Source organism: Mesonia hippocampi, from assembly GCF_014197445.1.
Lineage (GTDB): Bacteria > Bacteroidota > Bacteroidia > Flavobacteriales > Flavobacteriaceae > Mesonia > Mesonia hippocampi.
On the sequence record NZ_JACIFO010000001.1, the window covers coordinates 49,824 to 67,712 of the forward strand.

A 17,889-nucleotide genomic window follows, 5' to 3' on the forward strand; every position below is an offset into this window, starting at 1 on the left:
AATTTCTGTTTGTTGTAAATGGTTGTTTTTTAGTGATTAATGCCTGAAAGTGTAACTCTCTTGGTAGCCTTTTCTGTTCTGAAAGGTTAAGGTAATGCGTTTGTGTTCTGGGGTTTGTTCTAAAATATTTTTAACGTCTGTTACACTGTTAATTTTGTAGTTGTTAATGGCTGTTATTATGTATTGGTCTTTAGGTATCTGGAAATCTCTGCTTAATGTTTTTGATATTCTTACCCCATAATCTGCCTTAAATTCGGCAAGGTATGTTTTATTTGCGTTGGTAACTTCTATGTTAGCAAAATCTAGTGTGTACGTTTCATACTTAGTAAGTTTTACATCGGTCTGTTTTACGTTTCCTTGTCTTATGTATTTAATTTTTACGATGTCGTTAGGGCGTTTGGTACGTATATAAGCTGTGAGGTCCGATATTTTTCTAACATTAATGTTATCAATAGCCGTAATTAAATCTCCGTGTTGAAGTCCTGCAGCTTCTGCACCATCCGACACACTATCTATATAGACACCTTGTGTGATGCTGATGTTTTTGTTTTCGGCTATTTCAGGATTAATAGTTCCGCCAGTAATTCCTATAATGGCTTGTTGTACATCTCCGTATTCTAATAAATCTTCTACAATTTTCTTGGCATTATTACTAGGAACGGCAAATCCATACCCAATATAGCTTCCTGTTTGTGAGCTAATGGCGGTGTTTATCCCTATTAATTCACCTCTTGTGTTTACCAAGGCTCCTCCGCTATTTCCTGGGTTTATGGCTGCATCGGTCTGAATAAAAGATTGCATTTGTGTGTCGCTATCGTTTAAGTCTCTTCCTTTGGCGCTAATTATTCCTGCGGTTACAGTAGAAGTAAGGTTAAATGGGTTTCCTACGGCAAGCGCCCATTCGCCAATTTTAACTTGGTCGCTATCGCCAAAAGGGAGGTAATCCAGTTCTTCGGCTTCAATTTTTATTAAGGCAATATCTGCTTGCGGGTCGCTGCCTATTAATTTTGCTTTGTAGGTGAGGTTGTTGTTTAGGGTAACTTCAATTTCGTTAGCTCCTTTTATGACATGGTTGTTAGTTACAATATAGCCATTAGGTGTAATTATAACTCCAGAACCAGCGCCTTGTAATCTTTTTCCTGCACGCATCCCCATCATGTATTCCGAGATTGTTCGGGGTGCTCTGCCAATGCTTACATTTTTTACATGGACAACAGCATGTACGGTTTCGTTGGCCGCTTTTGTAAAATCGATATCTAAATTGGCCAATGCTGTATTGTTATGATTTACAGGCGAAGTAGGCAACCGAAAAACACGAGAAGTATCAGGATTTGTATTTGCGGTTGTTAGTAGGGTAGAAGTGTTGTTGTCTTCTTGTTTGGGTTCGAATAATTTGTAGGTTCCTAGGCTAATAACTCCGCCTAATATAGCAACGATAAGTAGACTAGTGAATTTTTTCATGCTTTTAAGAGTTTTATAGTGAACTAAATTATAAAATAAGATTTTTTATAGGATTCTGATTAACGCATTTTTAACGTAGCTTACTTCTTGATGAAAATTGTATATTTGTCCCACTTATTTTTTATATATGCAGTTGGAATTCTATAAATATCAAGGAACAGGTAACGATTTTATCATGCTGGATAATCGTGACAAAACATTCAAAAATGATACCAAACTTATAGCAAAATTATGCGATCGTAAATTTGGCATAGGTGCAGATGGACTCATATTATTAGAAAACCCAACAGAGGCTAAGTATGATTTTAAAATGGTGTATTTTAATGCCGATGGTAATGAAAGCACCATGTGCGGAAATGGCGGAAGATGTATTGTTCGTTTTGCCGAGCAATTAGGGGTTGTTAATAATAGTGCTTTTTTTACCGCTATCGACGGGGAACATCAGGCTGTAATTACGCCTAACGAGATTCAACTGCAAATGAAAAATACAGCAACTGTACAACAAAATGAGTTAGGGTATTTTATAGATACAGGCTCTCCGCATCATGTTGAGTTTATAGAAAATTTGGCAGATTTTGATGTTTATACTAAAGGAAAAGAACTTAGAAATCATGCCATTTATTCACCTTTAAAAGGGGTTAATGTAAATTTTGCAGAAATAAAAGAAGGGAAAGCTTACCTTCGTACATACGAGCGTGGGGTGGAGGATGAAACGCTTTCTTGCGGAACAGGAGCTACAGCAGTTGCTTTGGTAAGTTACTTGGTTAACAAATTAGCAACGTGTCCAGTACAATTAGTTACTCAAGGAGGAAATCTAAATGTAAAATTTACCAAAACAGAAACAGGTTATCAAGATGTATGGCTTTCTGGAGCTGCAACAATGGTTTTTAAAGGAGAGATAACATGCTAACATTACGAGGAGATTTAGTGCGTTTGCGAGCATTAGAGCCAGAGGATTTAGATTTCTTATTTAAGGCGGAAAATACCGAGCAGCTTTGGGGGCTGAGTCAAACACAAACGCCTTTTTCAAAACATATTTTAAAGCACTATTTAGAAAATGCACATTTAGATATTTATGAAGTAAAACAGCTTCGTTTGGTTATCGAAACATTAACTAAAGAAACTATAGGCTTTATCGATGTCTTTGATTTCGACCCTAAAAATAAGCGTGCCGGAATAGGAATATTAATTTTAGAACCTTACCATAGGGGAAAAGGCTACGGAAAGCAAGCACTAAACTTATTATGTAATTATTGTTTTAAGCACTTGCAATTGCACCAAGTTTATGCAAATATAGAAGAAGAAAACAACGCCAGTATAAAACTATTTACACAACAAGGATTTGTGCTTTCTGGAGTCAAAAAAGACTGGAACTTTACAAACGGAACTTTTACAAACGAACTTTTATATCAATACGTTAATAATGTACATTAAAAAAATACTTTTTATTATTGCTATCATGGGGATTATAGCATTGGGCGGTTTTAGTTACTATGTTTATAATCAGATTTTTACTCCTAATACAGCATTTCAAGAACCAGAGGCCGTTGTGTTAATTCCTACCGATGCAAATTTTACAACGGTAAAAAAACAACTTAAGCCTTATGTAAAAGATATGGCTAGTTTTTCGCGAATAGCAGAAAAAAAAGCTTACCATAAACATATAAAACCAGGGAGGTTTATTCTAAAAAAAGGGATGAATAACAATGAGCTTATCAATACCTTACGTAGTAAAAATGTGCCTGTAAAAGTTACATTTAATAATCAAGAACGTTTAGAAAATCTCGCAGGGCGTATTGCGAGTCAAATTGAAACAGATAGCATTAGTTTGCTTAAAAGTTTTACCGATTCTACATTTTTAGCGCAACAAAAATTTACTTTAGCAAATGCCTTAGGGATGTATATTCCTAATCAATATGAATTTTATTGGAACACTTCTGCTGATGAGTTTAGGGCTAGAATGTTACAGGAATATAAACGTTTTTGGAATGATAAACGTATGGCTAAAGCCAAAAAAAATAACCTAACACCTAAGCAAGTAATGGTGATAGCTTCTATTGTTCAAAAAGAAACGGTACAAATAGATGAACGCCCACGTGTAGCCGGAGTTTATATGAATAGGTATAACAAAGGCATGAAACTCGATGCGGATCCAACGGTAATTTACGCGCTTAAAAAGCAACGTAACGATTTTGATACGGTAATAAAGCGGGTGTTGTATAAAGATTTAGAAATAGATTCTCCTTACAATACATATAAATATAATACGCTGCCTCCAGGACCTATTGCTATGCCTGATATTTCTGCTATAGATGCCGTTTTAGATTATGAGCAGCATCAGTATTATTATTTTGTGGCAAACCCAAAAAAACCAGGCTATCATCTTTTTGGGAGAAACCTAGCAGAGCATAACCGTAACCGCCAACATTATATAAGTTGGATAAATAAAATGGGAATAAATAGGTAATTAATTTCCAGGTGTTTTTTTTACTCTGCTTAAGTTGAGTAAGTTAATGGGGTTAATTCCTAAACCTTGCACATTACTTTGTTTAAACCTAACAACCTCGTCGTAATATAACGGAACAATAGGAGCCTTATTCATAATAATAGCATCCATTTGCTTGTAAAGCTGTTGTCTTTTGTTGCTATCATCGGTATATTTTGCTTTTTCATACAAAGCATCAAAAGCAGAGTCAGAAAAATGCGTGTAATTGGGGCCGTTCGGACTAAAATTTTTACTGTAAAATAACGAAAGGTAATTTTCGGCATCGGGATAATCGGCAATCCAACTGGCTCTAAACGATTCTAACTTCCCTGCCGAGCGTTGTTGGCGTAACGTGGAAGGAGTCATTATTTCTATTTCTACCTGAATACCAATATGCCGTAACTCTTGTTGGATATATTCGCATAAATCCAGGTATGAAGCATTGGTGCTAATTTTTATCTGAGGTGTTTTTCCTGTTTCTTTGTGGTAAGCAGTTACTAGGGCTTTAGCTTTTTCAGGTTGATAGGTGTAATATATTTTATCAGAAAAACCAGGTAAACCTTTAGGAATAAACCCGTAATTGGCAGGAATTCCGATACCATTTCTTAAGTAAGTAACCATTTTTTGCCTATCAAACCCAATGTTGATTGCTTTTCTAATTTTAGCAGAAGCTAAGGCAGGGTTGTTGCCTTCTAAAAAAATGCCTAAGTACTCGGTGTTTAGGTAAGGCGTTTTTTGCATAGCAATTTTTGAGGCATGTTTTTTTCGGAGTTTACCTTTAGCAGTAATAATTTCATCTTTGTATGAAGGGTCTAAACCACTTAAAAAATCTAAATTTCCTTGAATAAATTGTAGAAATTCACTCTGTTTATCAGGGAGAAAAGTAATGGCTACAGCTTCTAAATAAGGAAGTTGCTCGCCGTTTTCATCTTTTTCAAAATAACGTTTATTTTTCCTAAATACAAGCTTTTCATTGGCTTTCCAGCGTTTAAAATAAAATGGTCCTGTACCAATGGGGGAGCTTCTAAAATCAAGGTTTTCCATCTCTGTAGGAACTACAGAGCAAAACTTCATGGATAGTAAGCCTAAAAAAGCAGGGAAGGCTTCTTTTAGTCTGATTTTTACAACAGAATCGTTTATGGCTATTACTTCCTCAACACTTTGCATAACCCAACTACCAGGCGATGCAATTTTAGGAGACCTAAGGCGGTTAAAACTATAGACTACATCTTTAGCAAGAAATGCGCGAGTAGAATCTTTACCAAAAATAGGGTGCTGATGAAAAAATACTTCCTTTTGTAAGAAAAACGTATAGGTTTTTTGGTCTTCGCTTATGTTCCAAGTTTTAGCCAAGTCTGGTTCTACCTGTAAGCTGTCGTTTAACCTAACTAAGCTGTTGTATAGTTGATTGCATGCCCAAATGTTGCGTTGGTCTTTTGCAAAAGCAGGATCTAACGAGCTAATATTGGCGTGCTCATTATACCTGAAAACCAAATGATCTTTTGTGAGCTTGCTATCTTCTTTACAAGCAAAAAATAAACACAGACTTAATCCTAAAACTAAGCGATTGACAGGTATGTTTCTAAAAAAAGTTTTCAATTTTATTTTACCAAATTAAAATAGTATTTTTGCACCCGCTTTTTAGTGTAGCTTTATGCATTACAATTATACTAAAAAGATTACGAAAGAAGAGGTCAGGGATATGAATATTACCGAAACAAAAAATGTAGCTTTTTATACATTAGGATGTAAATTAAACTTTTCAGAAACATCAACCATTGCGCGTTCTTTTGAAAACGAAGGCTTTAATCGTGTAGATTTTTCGGAAAAAGCAGATGTTTACGTAATTAATACCTGTAGTGTTACCGAAAATGCCGATAAGCGTTTCAAAACCATTGTGAAGCAGGCGCAAAAAAGCAATGCCGATGCTTTTGTAATCGCTATAGGTTGTTATGCGCAATTAAAACCTGAAGAATTGGCCGATGTAAATGGTGTGGATTTGGTTTTAGGAGCTACCGAAAAATTTAATATCACCGATTACTTAAACGATTTAACCAAGAATGATTTTGGGGAGGTACATTCCTGTGAAATTTCTGAAGCCGATTTTTACGTAGGTTCCTATTCTATAGGAGATCGTACTCGGGCTTTCTTAAAAGTTCAAGATGGGTGCGATTATAAATGTACCTATTGTACAATACCTTTGGCAAGAGGGATTTCTCGAAGCGATACCTTAGAAAATGTTTTGCAAAATGCAGCCGATATTTCTGCTCAAGGGATTAAAGAAATTGTTCTTACAGGAGTTAATATTGGAGATTACGGAAAAGGGGAGTTTGGTAATAAACGCCATGAACATACCTTTTTAGATTTAGTAGAGGCATTGGATAAAGTAGAAGGGATAGAGCGATTAAGAATATCGTCTATCGAACCAAATTTGCTAAAAGATGAAACCATAGATTTTGTTTCTAAAAGCAGAACTTTTGTACCTCATTTTCATATTCCTTTACAAAGCGGGAGTAACCATTTATTAAAACTTATGCGTAGGAGGTATATGCGGGAGTTATACCAAGAACGAGTTAAGAAAATTAAACAAACCATGCCCGATGCATGTATAGGAGTAGATGTAATTGTAGGTTTTCCGGGAGAAACCGATGAACGTTTTCTAGAAACCTATAATTTTTTAGCAGACCTAGATATTTCTTACCTGCATGTTTTTACTTATTCAGAGCGAGCGAATACACCAGCCGATAAAATGGATGGGGTTGTACCACAAAATGTGCGTAAAAAACGAAGCAAAATGCTTAGAGGACTTTCGGTTAAAAAGCGTAGAGCTTTTTATGAGCGTCAATTAGGTAATACCTTAGAAGTGCTTTTTGAAGGAGAAAACAAAGAAGGCTACATTCATGGTTTTACAGAGAATTATGTAAAAGTAAAAATGCCATGGAACCCTACATACGTAAACACATTACACCTTGTAAAACTTACAGAAATAGATGAAGATGGTTTGGTGCGTTTTGAGTTTGTAAACGAAAAATAAGCACTAAATACTAATCCCGATTGGGATTAAATCTTTATACGTATTTTTGTTTTTTCTGAAGAATTTTGCAACCTCGGGACTTGTAGGAACAATGCGTAAACGGTATTCCCTTATTTTATTAAAAACAGCACCTAAAAAAATATTAACCTCAGAATCGGAGATAAGCTCGCTATTAAATTTTAACTTAGTTAAGAAAATTTTACGTTCTTGGCGTACATACTCTAAAATAATTTTTTCTTTACCTTTTTCTACTTCAAATTGTCTTAAAAATTCGTTATCTATTAAGCTTAAGTTTTCCATTTGTACAATATTTTAGGTAACTTTACAAAGTGTTTAGATGAATAAAAATCAAATTGTATAACTTTTTAAAAACCTCGCTATAAAGATACTACAATTTTCCCAATCTATATAGTTAAAAGATTATGGCAGTTAAAGAGGAAGTAATTCATGTATATTTTATGCCAGGAATGGCAGCAAATACAAGTATTTTTGAATATATAAAGTTACCTGAAGATAAATATAGGTTACATTACTTAGATTGGATAATACCAAATGATGATGAAACACTCTCGGATTATGTATTGCGTTTGTTGGAGAATGTAAAACACAAAACACCAATTTTAATAGGGGTTTCTTTCGGGGGGATTATTGTGCAAGAAATGAGTAAAGTTATAGCGGTAAGAAAGCTTGTTATTATTTCGTCTGTTAAAACAAAGCACGAACTTCCTGCGGGTATGAAGTTTGCTAAGAATACAGGACTTTATAAGATTTTACCCACAAGTTTAGCAAAGCATATAGATAAGTTAGAACAGTTACCAGTGGGGAAAACAACACAAAAAAAAGCAAAATTGTATAAACGATACTTATCTGTAGATGATAAAAAATATTTAGATTGGTCCATCGCACAAGTTGTATTATGGAATCAGGAAAAAGAAATACCTGGTATAATACATATACATGGCGATAAAGATGCCGTTTTCCCTATTAAAAACATTGAAAATTGCATCACGTTAAAAAACGGTACACATGCTATGATTATATATAAATACCGTTGGTTTAATAGAAATTTACCACTTATACTAGCTAGTTAAAGATTAAAATAGAAATAAATAGAATGAGATTTTTTAAAAACACATTAATTTTTGTAGGTTTTGCAGCAATTGTAGGGATATTAGTGCAAGCAGTAAACGTTAATACAACAAAAAAAACCGAAACCTCGCATAAAGGAAAGTCGCCAGCCGATACTACCATGGTAAGTTTTGTGAAAGATTATAATGTATATGCGTTGCCTTTACCGCAAGATGTAAATTTTGCTGGAGAACCCGTACCTGTAGAAAATCCAGATATTAAAGAACGTTTAGATAGAGAGTTTTTAGTAAACACCTATTGGCAGTCTAATGGATTATTATTAGTGAAAAGAGCACATAAATATTTCCCGATTATAGAACCTATTTTAGAAAAAAACGGAATCCCAGACGATTTTAAATACCTAGCTATTGCAGAAAGTGGTTTAATGCAAGTGGTTTCGCCAGCAGGAGCAACAGGAGTTTGGCAAATTATGAAGGCCACAGGACGAGAATATGGTCTCGAAATTAACGACAATGTAGATGAACGCTACCATATAGAAAAAGCAACAGAAGTAGCTTGCCAATACCTAAAAGAAGCCAAAGAAAAATTTGGAAGTTGGACATTAGCTGCCGCATCCTATAATGCAGGAAGAGCAGGGATAGAACGCCAGCAAGAGCGTCAAGAAGTAGAAGGTTATTATGATTTATTATTAAATACAGAAACAGGGCGTTATGTGTTTAGAATTGTAGCCCTGAAAGAAATCTTATCGAACCCAGAAAAATATGGGTTTAATTTTACCGAAAGGGATATGTACCAATATATCCCAACAAAAGAAATTAGTGTAGATACAGCCGTAACAAACTTTGCAAGTTTTGCAAAAGAACTTGGTATAAACTACAAAATTTTAAAAATACATAACCCTTGGTTGCGCGAAGCGCATTTAAATAATAAATCTAGAAAAACCTACCAGCTTAAAATCCCTCAAAAAGGTTATTATACCTACAATCCGCAAAGCTAATTTATAAGCGATAAAGAGATTGTATGTAGAGAGGGTTGAAAAATATGTTAGATTTTATACAACATAACCTCTGGCCAATTTTATTAGGGTTAAATTACTTAACCGCCTTTGTTGTGGCTTTATTTATTATAAGCAACAATAGGAATCCTATACGTACTATTTCTTATATATTAGTATTAATAACTTTTCCTTTTGTCGGCTTAATCGTGTATTACTTTTTTGGAACAGAGTACAGAAAAAGTAAAATGTTTCAACGTAAAATGGTTTTTAGTAGCCCTACCATAAAAAAATGGGAAGAACGGTTAAAGCTATCAACATTACAATTAGAAAAGTTAACAGAAAATCTACTCGAAAACAAAATAAAAATAGTCAAACTTGTTCAGCGAAATCAATATAAACCTCTTGTTTTAGATAACGAAGTAAAAATCTTAATAAATGGCGAAGAAAAATTTAAAAGTCTCTATCAAGATTTATGTAACGCGAAAAAGCACATACATTTAGAATACTATATTATAAAAGATGACACCACAGGATTAGCGTTTATAGATATTATTTGCCAAAAGGCAAAACAAGGCATCCAAGTACGTTTAAGTTACGATGATGTAGGAAGTAAACTAAGTAGGAAAACAAAACAAAAACTCAGTGCAGCAGGGGTAGAGCATTACCCGTTTATGCCAGTGTTATTCTCCCGTTTAACACGGAAATTAAATTATAGAGATCACCGTAAAATTGCAATTATAGACGGGGAGATAGGCTATTTAGGAGGCATAAACATTAGTGATAATTATGCTAATTTAGAAAACAAAACCTATTGGCGAGACACACACATAAAAGTATCAGGAGATGTTGTAAAGCTGTTGCAATCGCAGTTTTTATTAAATTGGAATTTTGTTTCTAAAACAGAAATACAAATAACCGACGATTTTTTTCCAGAAATAGAAAAGCAAGGCAATATTCCTGTGCAATTAGTAGCAAGTGGTCCAGACTCTAGTTTTCCGCATATTATGGAAGCTCTATTTACCGCAATAAATACCGCTACAAAGCAAATTGTAATTACTACCCCTTACTTTATTCCTAACGAGCAAATACTTACCGCATTAACTACAGCAAGCAGACGAGGAGTAGAAGTGCAAGTACTTATCCCTAAACAAGGCGATACTTGGACAGCTACCTATGCAACAAACTCCTACATAGAGCAATTACTACGTTCGGGAGTTAAAGTTTTTCGTTATACAAAAGGAATGATACATGCTAAAGTCATGCTGGTAGATGATAATTTTTCCAGCATAGGAACATCGAACATGGATTATAGAAGCTTTGAAATTAACTTTGAAATAAATGCTTTAATCTATCATAAAGAAACAACCGCAAAAATGTACGAAATTTACCACAAGGATTTGCAAGATGCAGAAATGCTAACTTTAGCAGCTTGGCGGCAACGCTCTCGTACCAAAAAAATAAAAGAATCTTTTAGCCGATTGTGGGCTCCTCTATTATAGCTTAAATTAAAAACGCTTAAATACGCTTCATTTGTTCCTTCATCATACGTATTTGGTCGGTAAGCATGTTGTTTTTATCTAGTTTTTTAGCTTCATTAAGGTAAATTTGTGCCTCTCTTTTTCTTCGCTTAGTCATTGCAATTCCTGCAAGGTTTAAACGAGCCATTGCCTCGTCTTGTTTCATCGAAAGACCCAATTTTAAAGCTTTTCGCAAGTATTTTTCTGCCTGAGAAATATTGGTTTGCGATAACATTAACCCGTGTAAATAGTTGTAATAACCTTGTTGCTTTGTAACCAAAGCAGCTTCTGGATTTTTAATTTTAGAAAGCCATTTCTTAGCACCTTCAAAATCTTGTTTACGTAAACGTAAAAATGCTAAAAGTATAATTTCATTTTTAAAATATAGAAATACAAAAATACCAGCCAATAAAATTAACAGAATTCCGTTACCAATATAACCTTCATAAAACTGATAAATGGCTAGAGCAAATGCGGCTACGGCTAAAACTAATTTAATATTTTTGTTGAACATACAAAGGGGTTTTATTTTTCAAAATGCAAAGATAATAAAAACAAATCTAAAAATATTTTAAAATAGACTTGTAAAGCATAAAAGATGTTGTATATTTGCACGCAGTTTTAAAATAGAAGTAAAGGACTTTAAAGATAATTTAGCAATGAAAAGAACGTTTCAACCTTCAAAAAGAAAAAGAAAAAATAAGCACGGATTTAGAGAGCGTATGGCAAGCGTTAACGGAAGAAAAGTCCTTGCTAGAAGAAGAGCTAAAGGAAGAAAAAAACTTTCTGTATCTTCAGAACTTCGTCACAAAAAATAATGATTGTATTGTTATAAAATAGAAAAGGTGTTACTTATGGGTAACGCCTTTTTTTATATCTTAACCTCATATAATACCTAAATTTTCCCTAAGATGCCTAAAAATAACAACTTAAAAAGTATTTTAATTATTGGTTCTGGGCCAATAATCATCGGTCAAGCCTGCGAATTTGATTATTCTGGTAGCCAATCCTTACGTTCTTTACGTGAAGATGGGATAGAAACAATCCTTATAAATTCCAATCCAGCAACCATTATGACAGACCCGTCTATGGCGGATCATGTGTACCTAAAGCCCCTAACAACCAAATCGATTATAGAGATACTAAAAGCACATCCGCAAATCGATGCCGTATTACCTACTATGGGAGGGCAAACCGCATTAAACCTATGTATAGAAGCTGATGAAAAAGGAATTTGGGAAGATTTTAATGTGAAAATAATAGGGGTAGATATTGCAGCCATCAATATTACCGAAGATCGTGAGGAGTTTAAGGGACTTATGCAAAAAATAAATATTCCTGTTGCTCCTGCAGAAACAGCAACATCATTTTTAAAAGGTAAAGAAATAGCTCAAAAATTTGGGTTTCCTCTGGTAATTAGACCATCGTTTACCTTAGGAGGAACAGGAGCTTCTTTTGTGCATGATGCAGATACCTTCGATGAACTTCTTACAAGAGGTTTAGAGGCTTCTCCAATTCACGAAGTACTTATCGATAAAGCACTGTTAGGTTGGAAAGAATATGAGTTAGAGTTGTTGCGCGACAGTAATGACAATGTAGTTATTATCTGTACGATAGAAAATATGGATCCAATGGGAATCCATACAGGAGATTCTATTACCGTAGCGCCAGCAATGACACTTAGCGATTCAACTTTCCAGCGCATGCGAGATATGGCTATAAAAATGATGCGAAGCATCGGAGATTTTGCTGGAGGTTGTAACGTGCAATTTGCAGTAAGCCCAGATGAAAAAGAAGATATTATAGCGATAGAAATTAACCCACGTGTTTCTCGTTCATCAGCCTTGGCTTCTAAAGCTACAGGATACCCTATCGCTAAAATTGCTACAAAACTAGCAATAGGTTATACATTAGATGAGTTGGATAACCAAATTACAAAAACAACATCGGCTTTATTTGAGCCAACTTTAGATTATGTAATTGTAAAGATACCACGTTGGAATTTTGATAAATTTGAAGGTTCTGAAAGAACTTTAGGACTACAAATGAAATCTGTAGGCGAGGTAATGGGGATAGGACGTTCGTTCCAAGAAGCTCTACATAAAGCAACACAATCGTTAGAAATTAAACGTAACGGATTAGGAGCCGATGGTAAAGGATATACCGATTACGATACCATTATAGAAAAGCTTAAAAACCCAAGTTGGGATCGCGTTTTTGTACTTTACGATGCTATCCAGTTAGGAATTCCTTTAAGCAGAATCCATGAGATTACAAAAATAGATATGTGGTTCTTAAAACAGTATGAAGAGTTATATAGGTTAGAAAAAGAAATTTCTAGCAATTATACTATTGATACTATTCCTCACGATATTCTATTAGAAGCCAAACAAAAAGGCTATGGAGATCGCCAAATAGCACACATGCTAAATTGCTTAGAAAGCGAAGTTTATAAAAAACGAGAAGAATTAAACATTAACCGTGTTTATAAATTGGTAGATACTTGTGCAGCCGAGTTTGAAGCACAAACACCTTATTACTATTCTACCTTTGAAAACGAAATAGAAACCCCAGATGGTAAGCGTTATACCGATAACGAAAGTAAAGTTTCTGATAAAAAGAAAATTATAGTATTAGGTTCTGGACCAAACCGAATTGGACAAGGGATAGAATTTGATTATTGCTGTGTGCACGGAGTTTTGGCCGCTGCAGAAGAAGGCTACGAAACCATCATGATAAACTGTAACCCAGAAACAGTTTCGACAGATTTTGATACAGCCGATAAACTTTATTTTGAACCTGTATTTTGGGAACATATCTATGATATAATTCGTCATGAAAAACCAGAAGGCGTAATTGTTCAGCTAGGAGGGCAAACCGCACTAAAACTTGCCGAAAAATTAGATAGATACGGTATAAAAATTATGGGCACAAGCTATCGTGCTTTAGATCTAGCAGAAGATAGAGGTAGTTTTTCTACCTTGCTAAAAGAAAACGATATTCCTTATCCAGATTTTGGAACAGCCGAAAATGCCGATGAAGCACTTGCCTTAGCTAAAGAATTAGATTTCCCAATATTAGTAAGACCATCTTATGTATTAGGAGGACAAGGAATGAAAATTGTTATCAACGAGCGAGAATTAGAAGCACATGTGGTAGATTTATTAAATAAAATACCAAACAATAAACTCCTGTTAGACCATTACCTAGATGGAGCTATCGAAGCTGAAGCCGATGCTATTTGCGATGGAGAAAATGTATATATTATAGGAATTATGGAGCATATAGAACCTTGTGGAATACACTCGGGCGACTCTAATGCTTTATTACCACCGTTTAATTTAGGTGATTTGGTACTTCAGCAAATAAAAGACCATACCAAAAAAATAGCCTTAGCTTTAGAAACAGTAGGTTTAATAAACATTCAGTTTGCTATAAAAGATGATAAAGTATACATTATCGAAGCAAACCCAAGGGCTTCAAGAACGGTTCCGTTTATCGCAAAAGCTTATGGCGAACCTTATGTGAATTACGCAACAAAAGTAATGTTAGGGAAAAAGGTTACCGATTTTGATTTTAACCCAAAATTAGAAGGGTATGCAATTAAACAACCAGTATTCTCATTTAATAAATTCCCGAAAGTAAATAAACAATTAGGACCTGAAATGAAAAGTACAGGCGAAAGTATTTTATTTATTAAAGATTTAAAAGATGATGATTTTTACGATTTATATGCTCGTCGTAAAATGTACTTAACACAATAAGTCGCTTAAAATTTAAGCATAAAAAGCCGCTTCGTTTTTTTATGAAGCGGCTTTTTTAATTTATTAAGGCTCTAGGAATTACGTTAAAAAAATCTCTACACGGTATTTTTTAAGTTTGTCTATATGATCTTTGGCAGTAAAATCTAATTCATGAAACTCTTCGCGCCTGTGGTGTTTCATCTCAATGCGTTTGAGGCTTTTTACAAACCTTCTTATTTCATTTTCACTGGTAAGGTAAAGCCCAGGTATTTTTACAGGTTTTCCTGTTTCGTTTACCGCAACCATGGTAATGTAGGAGGAGTTACAGTGTTTTACTTTTCCTGTTCTAATATTTTCAGATTCAACCCTAATCCCAATAACCATAGAACTGTTTCCTACATAATTTACCGAAGCTTTTAAGGTAAGCAGTTCTCCAATTTCTATCGGATTTAAAAAATCTACCGTATCTACACTGGCAGTAACACAGTATTCACCGCTGTGTTTTGAGGCGCATGCAAAAGCAATTTGGTCTAGTAAAGAAAGCAGGTAACCCCCGTGAATTTTATTGTTAAAATTAGCGTGAGAAGGCAACATTAATTCTGATAAAGTTACTTCAGAATCTGCAACATACTTAAGTTTGGTTGTCATAATTATTTTTTAAAATGAGGGGAACGAGATTTTTTTACATCGGTAACAAAATAATGAGAATCTCCCCAAAAAACAAAAGTTCCGAAGCGTTCTATATACGTAAGTTCTACATATTCGCCTTGTAGTTCTTTTAGTTTTTCAATTACATTTTTATCCTTATCAAGTACAGAAAAGTTAAACATGTGTGCTCCACTTATTCCTTGGCTTATTTGCCCTTCCCAAGTTTTTATAACAGCACCTTTATGGCTAAATTTTATCAATTCGCCTGCACGATTTCCTTCACTATAAGGAATAAAATATATAAAAGAATAATAAGCAATGGCAAGAATGGCAATGCAGCTTATAATAACCAAAAGTATTTTTTTCATTTTTTTGCTGTTTTGTCTGTAACTAAAATACAGAAACTAATTTAAGTACCCAAGAGAGTGAGGTAAGATTCTATTTTAAATGTCTTCTTCTGCTTGTTTTAATAATTTTTCATCGAGTTCTTTACTGGCTTTTGCTCCTAGTTTTTTTAATTCTTGCACACGTTTTATTAAGTTTCCTCGTCCGGTAAGTTTTTTCATCGCGGTATCATAAGTGTTTTGTACCGTTCCTAATTGTTTTCCTATTTTTAATAATTCGTTGGTAAGGTTGGTAAATGAGTCGTATAAGGAACCTGCTTGTTGGGCAATATTAATGGCATTTTGTTTTTGCTTTTCGTTTTGCCACATACTGTCTATAGTTTTTAGTACAGCTAAAAGTGTAGTTGGGGTTACGAGGATGATGTTTTTTTCGAAAGCATCGTTGTACAACTGCGGATGTTGGTTTGAAGCTACGGCAAAAGCGGCTTCTATAGGAATAAATAATAGCACAAAATCTGGGCTTTCGGTGTCGTAAAGCTGATGGTAATTTTTTTTACTAAGTTCTTCGACATGTTTTTTTATCGCAAAAAGGTGATTTTTAAGATGGATTGCTTTTTCTTCTGGGTTTTCTTCATTTACATAGCGTTCATAAGCGTTTAAAGATACTTTAGCATCGATAATCATTACTTTTTTGGCCGGCATTTTTATAATAACGTCTGGCATAAGTCGTTTTCCAGTTGTTGTAGTAAAGTTTTGCTGTACAAAGTATTCGGTGTCTTTTTGTAAGCCGCTACGTTCTAATACGCGCTCTAGAACCATCTCGCCCCAATTTCCTTGTATTTTACTGTTTCCTTTTAAGGCTTTGGTAAGGTTGGTGGCTTCTTGCGATATTTTGATATTTTGTTGGTTAAGAAACTCTAATTGCTTGCCTAATTCGGCATGTTGGCGGATGGCATTGTGGTTGTTTTTTTCTACTTTTTCTTCAAAAACCTTTATTTTTTCATGTAAGGGTTTTAAAATACTTTCTATGTTTTCTTTATTTTGAAGCGTAAATTTTTCTGATTTTTTTTCTAAAATATTGTTTGCGAGGTTTTCAAATTCTGTATTAAATTTTTCTTGAAGTTTTTCTATCTCAGCATATTGTGCTTCGTTTTTTTCTAAGATATTTTTGTATTCGGCTTCTTTTATAGCTAGTTGTGTAAGAAGTTGTTCTTTTTCTGAACGTATTTTTTCTTTCTCTTGTTCTGCTTGTAATAAGTTTGCTTTGTTCTCAGCTTTTATATTTTCTATTTGCAACTCGGTGTTTTTTTGTAATATTTCTTGGCTAGTAAGTTTGGTTTCAAGCTCTTTGATAGAAGTTTTAAGTTGAAGTTTACCTATATAAATCCCAAGAAGGCTACCTATAGCTAGGCAGATTGCTGCAATTCCAATAAAAATAAGAGTTTCTGGCATTACTTTTTTATCAAAGATACTAAGAAACTTAGGTCTATTTAAATTCGATTAGAAAATATAATTAATTTGGAGAGGAAAAGAGCGGAGGAGGTAGAGTTGCTCAGATGAGGAACGAATTCATGAACACTTATATAAAAATAAATATGTGTGAGTAAAAAACTAAAAGAGCTGTTTCTTGCCAACGCACGAAAGAGAATAATCCTTAAATAGAATATAAATTTATTTGAATTTCTTAACTTTGTCTTATGTCAAGAATATTATCTACATACAATACCGAGTTAAAACTAAAAGGCTTCAATGTCTTTCAGATTGAAAAAGATGGCAACGCCACCAAGGCATACAGCCGGAAGGATTTTTATAAAATCTGTTTGACTACAGGTAAAAGCCGTATTCATTATGCTGACAGAAGTTTTGATGCCGAAGGAACTATTTTGTTTTTCGGAAATCCGAACATTCCCTACTCTTGGGAAACACTTTCTACCCAATATGTGGGTTACACTATTTTGTTTTCGGAAGACTTTTACACCTCGGGGAAACATTCGGAAACCTTGCAAAAATCGCCTTTGTTCAGAATGGGCGGAACTCCGATTTTAGAGATTTCGGAAGAACAACGACAGTTTCTAAACAGCATTTTCCAAAAAATGATTGAAGAACAACAATCTGATTATGAACATAAAGACGACCTGATTCGCAATTATATCGATTTGATTTTGCACGAATCCTTAAAATTAAAACCGTCCGAAAACTACAATCAGAACAAAAACGGAGCTGAGCGATTGACCACCATTTTTATGGAGCTTTTGGAAAGGCAATTTCCTGTAGAAAGCCCCGACAGACCTCTTTTATTAAGAACCGCCAAGGACTACGCAAATAACCTTTCGGTACACGTAAATTACCTGAACCGCGCCGTAAAGGAAGTTACGGGAAAAACCACCACAACCCACATTTCAGAACGCATTACTAATGAAGCCAAAGCCATTTTACAAAACACCGATTGGAATGTTTCGGAAATCGCTTATGCTTTGGGGTTTGAATACCCAACGTACTTCAATAACTTCTTTAAAAAACAAACTGGAACTAGCCCTTCTTCTGTTCGAGTGTAAAAAGTTTGAAAATCAT

The 17,889-nt window shown here is 34.4% G+C and carries 17 protein-coding genes; 10 read left to right on the top strand and 7 right to left on the bottom strand.

What is annotated here, in order from left to right:
• Nucleotides 1-36: 36 nt before the first annotated feature.
• On the bottom strand, nt 37-1,461 hold the full coding sequence (locus tag GGR32_RS00220) for a S1C family serine protease (RefSeq protein WP_183475435.1): 1,425 nt from the start codon (nt 1,459-1,461) through the stop codon (nt 37-39).
• Between the two features lie 127 nt (nt 1,462-1,588).
• Here GGR32_RS00220 and dapF point away from each other — a divergent pair, with 127 nt between their 5' ends.
• The 3 genes from dapF to mltG are packed head-to-tail and all read left to right on the top strand — an operon-like array spanning nt 1,589 to nt 3,928.
• A complete protein-coding gene (gene dapF / locus GGR32_RS00225; protein WP_183475436.1) occupies nt 1,589-2,371 on the top strand; it encodes a diaminopimelate epimerase in 783 nt (260 codons plus the stop codon).
• Nucleotides 2,365-2,895: a GNAT family N-acetyltransferase gene (locus GGR32_RS00230; RefSeq protein ID WP_183475437.1), complete on the top strand. Its 531-nt coding sequence runs from the start codon at nt 2,365-2,367 to the stop codon at nt 2,893-2,895. The genes dapF and GGR32_RS00230 overlap by 7 nt, the downstream gene beginning before the upstream one ends.
• The gene (gene mltG, locus GGR32_RS00235) at nt 2,885-3,928 is read left to right on the top strand and encodes an endolytic transglycosylase MltG (RefSeq protein ID WP_183475438.1); all 1,044 of its coding nucleotides are present in this window, start codon (nt 2,885-2,887) and stop codon (nt 3,926-3,928) included. The genes GGR32_RS00230 and mltG overlap by 11 nt, the downstream gene beginning before the upstream one ends.
• Here mltG and GGR32_RS00240 read toward each other — a convergent pair whose 3' ends face one another.
• On the bottom strand, nt 3,929-5,545 hold the full coding sequence (locus GGR32_RS00240; RefSeq protein ID WP_221403664.1) for an ABC transporter substrate-binding protein: 1,617 nt from the start codon (nt 5,543-5,545) through the stop codon (nt 3,929-3,931).
• A gap of 103 nt (nt 5,546-5,648) precedes the next feature.
• Between GGR32_RS00240 and mtaB the strand changes: the two genes are divergently transcribed.
• Entirely contained in the window at nt 5,649-6,980 is a 1,332-nt protein-coding gene (gene mtaB, locus GGR32_RS00245) for a tRNA (N(6)-L-threonylcarbamoyladenosine(37)-C(2))-methylthiotransferase MtaB (protein WP_183475907.1), read from the top strand.
• A 3-nt stretch (nt 6,981-6,983) separates the two neighbouring features.
• Here mtaB and GGR32_RS00250 read toward each other — a convergent pair whose 3' ends face one another.
• Nucleotides 6,984-7,280 carry a GNAT family N-acetyltransferase gene (locus GGR32_RS00250; RefSeq protein ID WP_183475439.1) on the bottom strand — a complete coding sequence of 99 codons (297 nt, stop codon included), beginning with the start codon at nt 7,278-7,280 and terminating at the stop codon, nt 6,984-6,986.
• A 122-nt stretch (nt 7,281-7,402) separates the two neighbouring features.
• On the opposite strand from GGR32_RS00250, the gene GGR32_RS00255 reads away from it, so the two are divergent.
• From GGR32_RS00255 to cls, 3 genes are read left to right on the top strand one after another with little or no spacing between them, the layout of a single operon-like run.
• Nucleotides 7,403-8,071, top strand: coding sequence for an alpha/beta hydrolase family protein (locus tag GGR32_RS00255; protein WP_183475440.1), 669 nt, complete (start codon nt 7,403-7,405; stop codon nt 8,069-8,071).
• Nucleotides 8,072-8,094: 23 nt separating this feature from the next.
• Complete coding sequence (locus GGR32_RS00260; RefSeq protein WP_183475441.1) at nt 8,095-9,066, top strand: lytic transglycosylase domain-containing protein; 972 nt, start codon at nt 8,095-8,097, stop codon at nt 9,064-9,066.
• A 44-nt stretch (nt 9,067-9,110) separates the two neighbouring features.
• Nucleotides 9,111-10,565, top strand: a complete 1,455-nt coding sequence (gene cls / locus GGR32_RS00265; protein ID WP_183475442.1) for a cardiolipin synthase — start codon at nt 9,111-9,113, stop codon at nt 10,563-10,565.
• Nucleotides 10,566-10,581: 16 nt separating this feature from the next.
• Here cls and GGR32_RS00270 read toward each other — a convergent pair whose 3' ends face one another.
• Nucleotides 10,582-11,097 (bottom strand): DUF2892 domain-containing protein, encoded by a 516-nt coding sequence (locus GGR32_RS00270; protein ID WP_183475443.1) that lies wholly within the window; start codon nt 11,095-11,097, stop codon nt 10,582-10,584.
• Between the two features lie 145 nt (nt 11,098-11,242).
• Here GGR32_RS00270 and rpmH point away from each other — a divergent pair, with 145 nt between their 5' ends.
• Complete coding sequence (gene rpmH / locus GGR32_RS00275; protein ID WP_183475444.1) at nt 11,243-11,401, top strand: 50S ribosomal protein L34; 159 nt, start codon at nt 11,243-11,245, stop codon at nt 11,399-11,401.
• A 93-nt stretch (nt 11,402-11,494) separates the two neighbouring features.
• Nucleotides 11,495-14,347 carry a carbamoyl-phosphate synthase large subunit gene (carB, locus tag GGR32_RS00280; protein WP_183475445.1) on the top strand — a complete coding sequence of 951 codons (2,853 nt, stop codon included), beginning with the start codon at nt 11,495-11,497 and terminating at the stop codon, nt 14,345-14,347.
• 78 nt (nt 14,348-14,425) lie between these two features.
• Here the strand turns inward: carB and GGR32_RS00285 are convergent, their stop codons facing one another.
• The 3 genes from GGR32_RS00285 to GGR32_RS00295 all read right to left on the bottom strand — a co-directional run bounded on the left by GGR32_RS00285 (nt 14,426) and on the right by GGR32_RS00295 (nt 16,770).
• Nucleotides 14,426-14,974 carry an acyl-CoA thioesterase gene (locus tag GGR32_RS00285; RefSeq protein ID WP_183475446.1) on the bottom strand — a complete coding sequence of 183 codons (549 nt, stop codon included), beginning with the start codon at nt 14,972-14,974 and terminating at the stop codon, nt 14,426-14,428.
• A 2-nt stretch (nt 14,975-14,976) separates the two neighbouring features.
• Entirely contained in the window at nt 14,977-15,342 is a 366-nt protein-coding gene (locus GGR32_RS00290; protein WP_183475447.1) for a 6-phosphogluconate dehydrogenase, read from the bottom strand.
• A 75-nt stretch (nt 15,343-15,417) separates the two neighbouring features.
• On the bottom strand, nt 15,418-16,770 hold the full coding sequence (locus GGR32_RS00295) for a DNA recombination protein RmuC (protein WP_183475448.1): 1,353 nt from the start codon (nt 16,768-16,770) through the stop codon (nt 15,418-15,420).
• Nucleotides 16,771-17,015: 245 nt separating this feature from the next.
• On the opposite strand from GGR32_RS00295, the gene GGR32_RS00300 reads away from it, so the two are divergent.
• Nucleotides 17,016-17,873 carry a helix-turn-helix domain-containing protein gene (locus GGR32_RS00300; protein ID WP_183475449.1) on the top strand — a complete coding sequence of 286 codons (858 nt, stop codon included), beginning with the start codon at nt 17,016-17,018 and terminating at the stop codon, nt 17,871-17,873.
• The last annotated feature ends 16 nt before the right edge of the window (nt 17,874-17,889 follow it).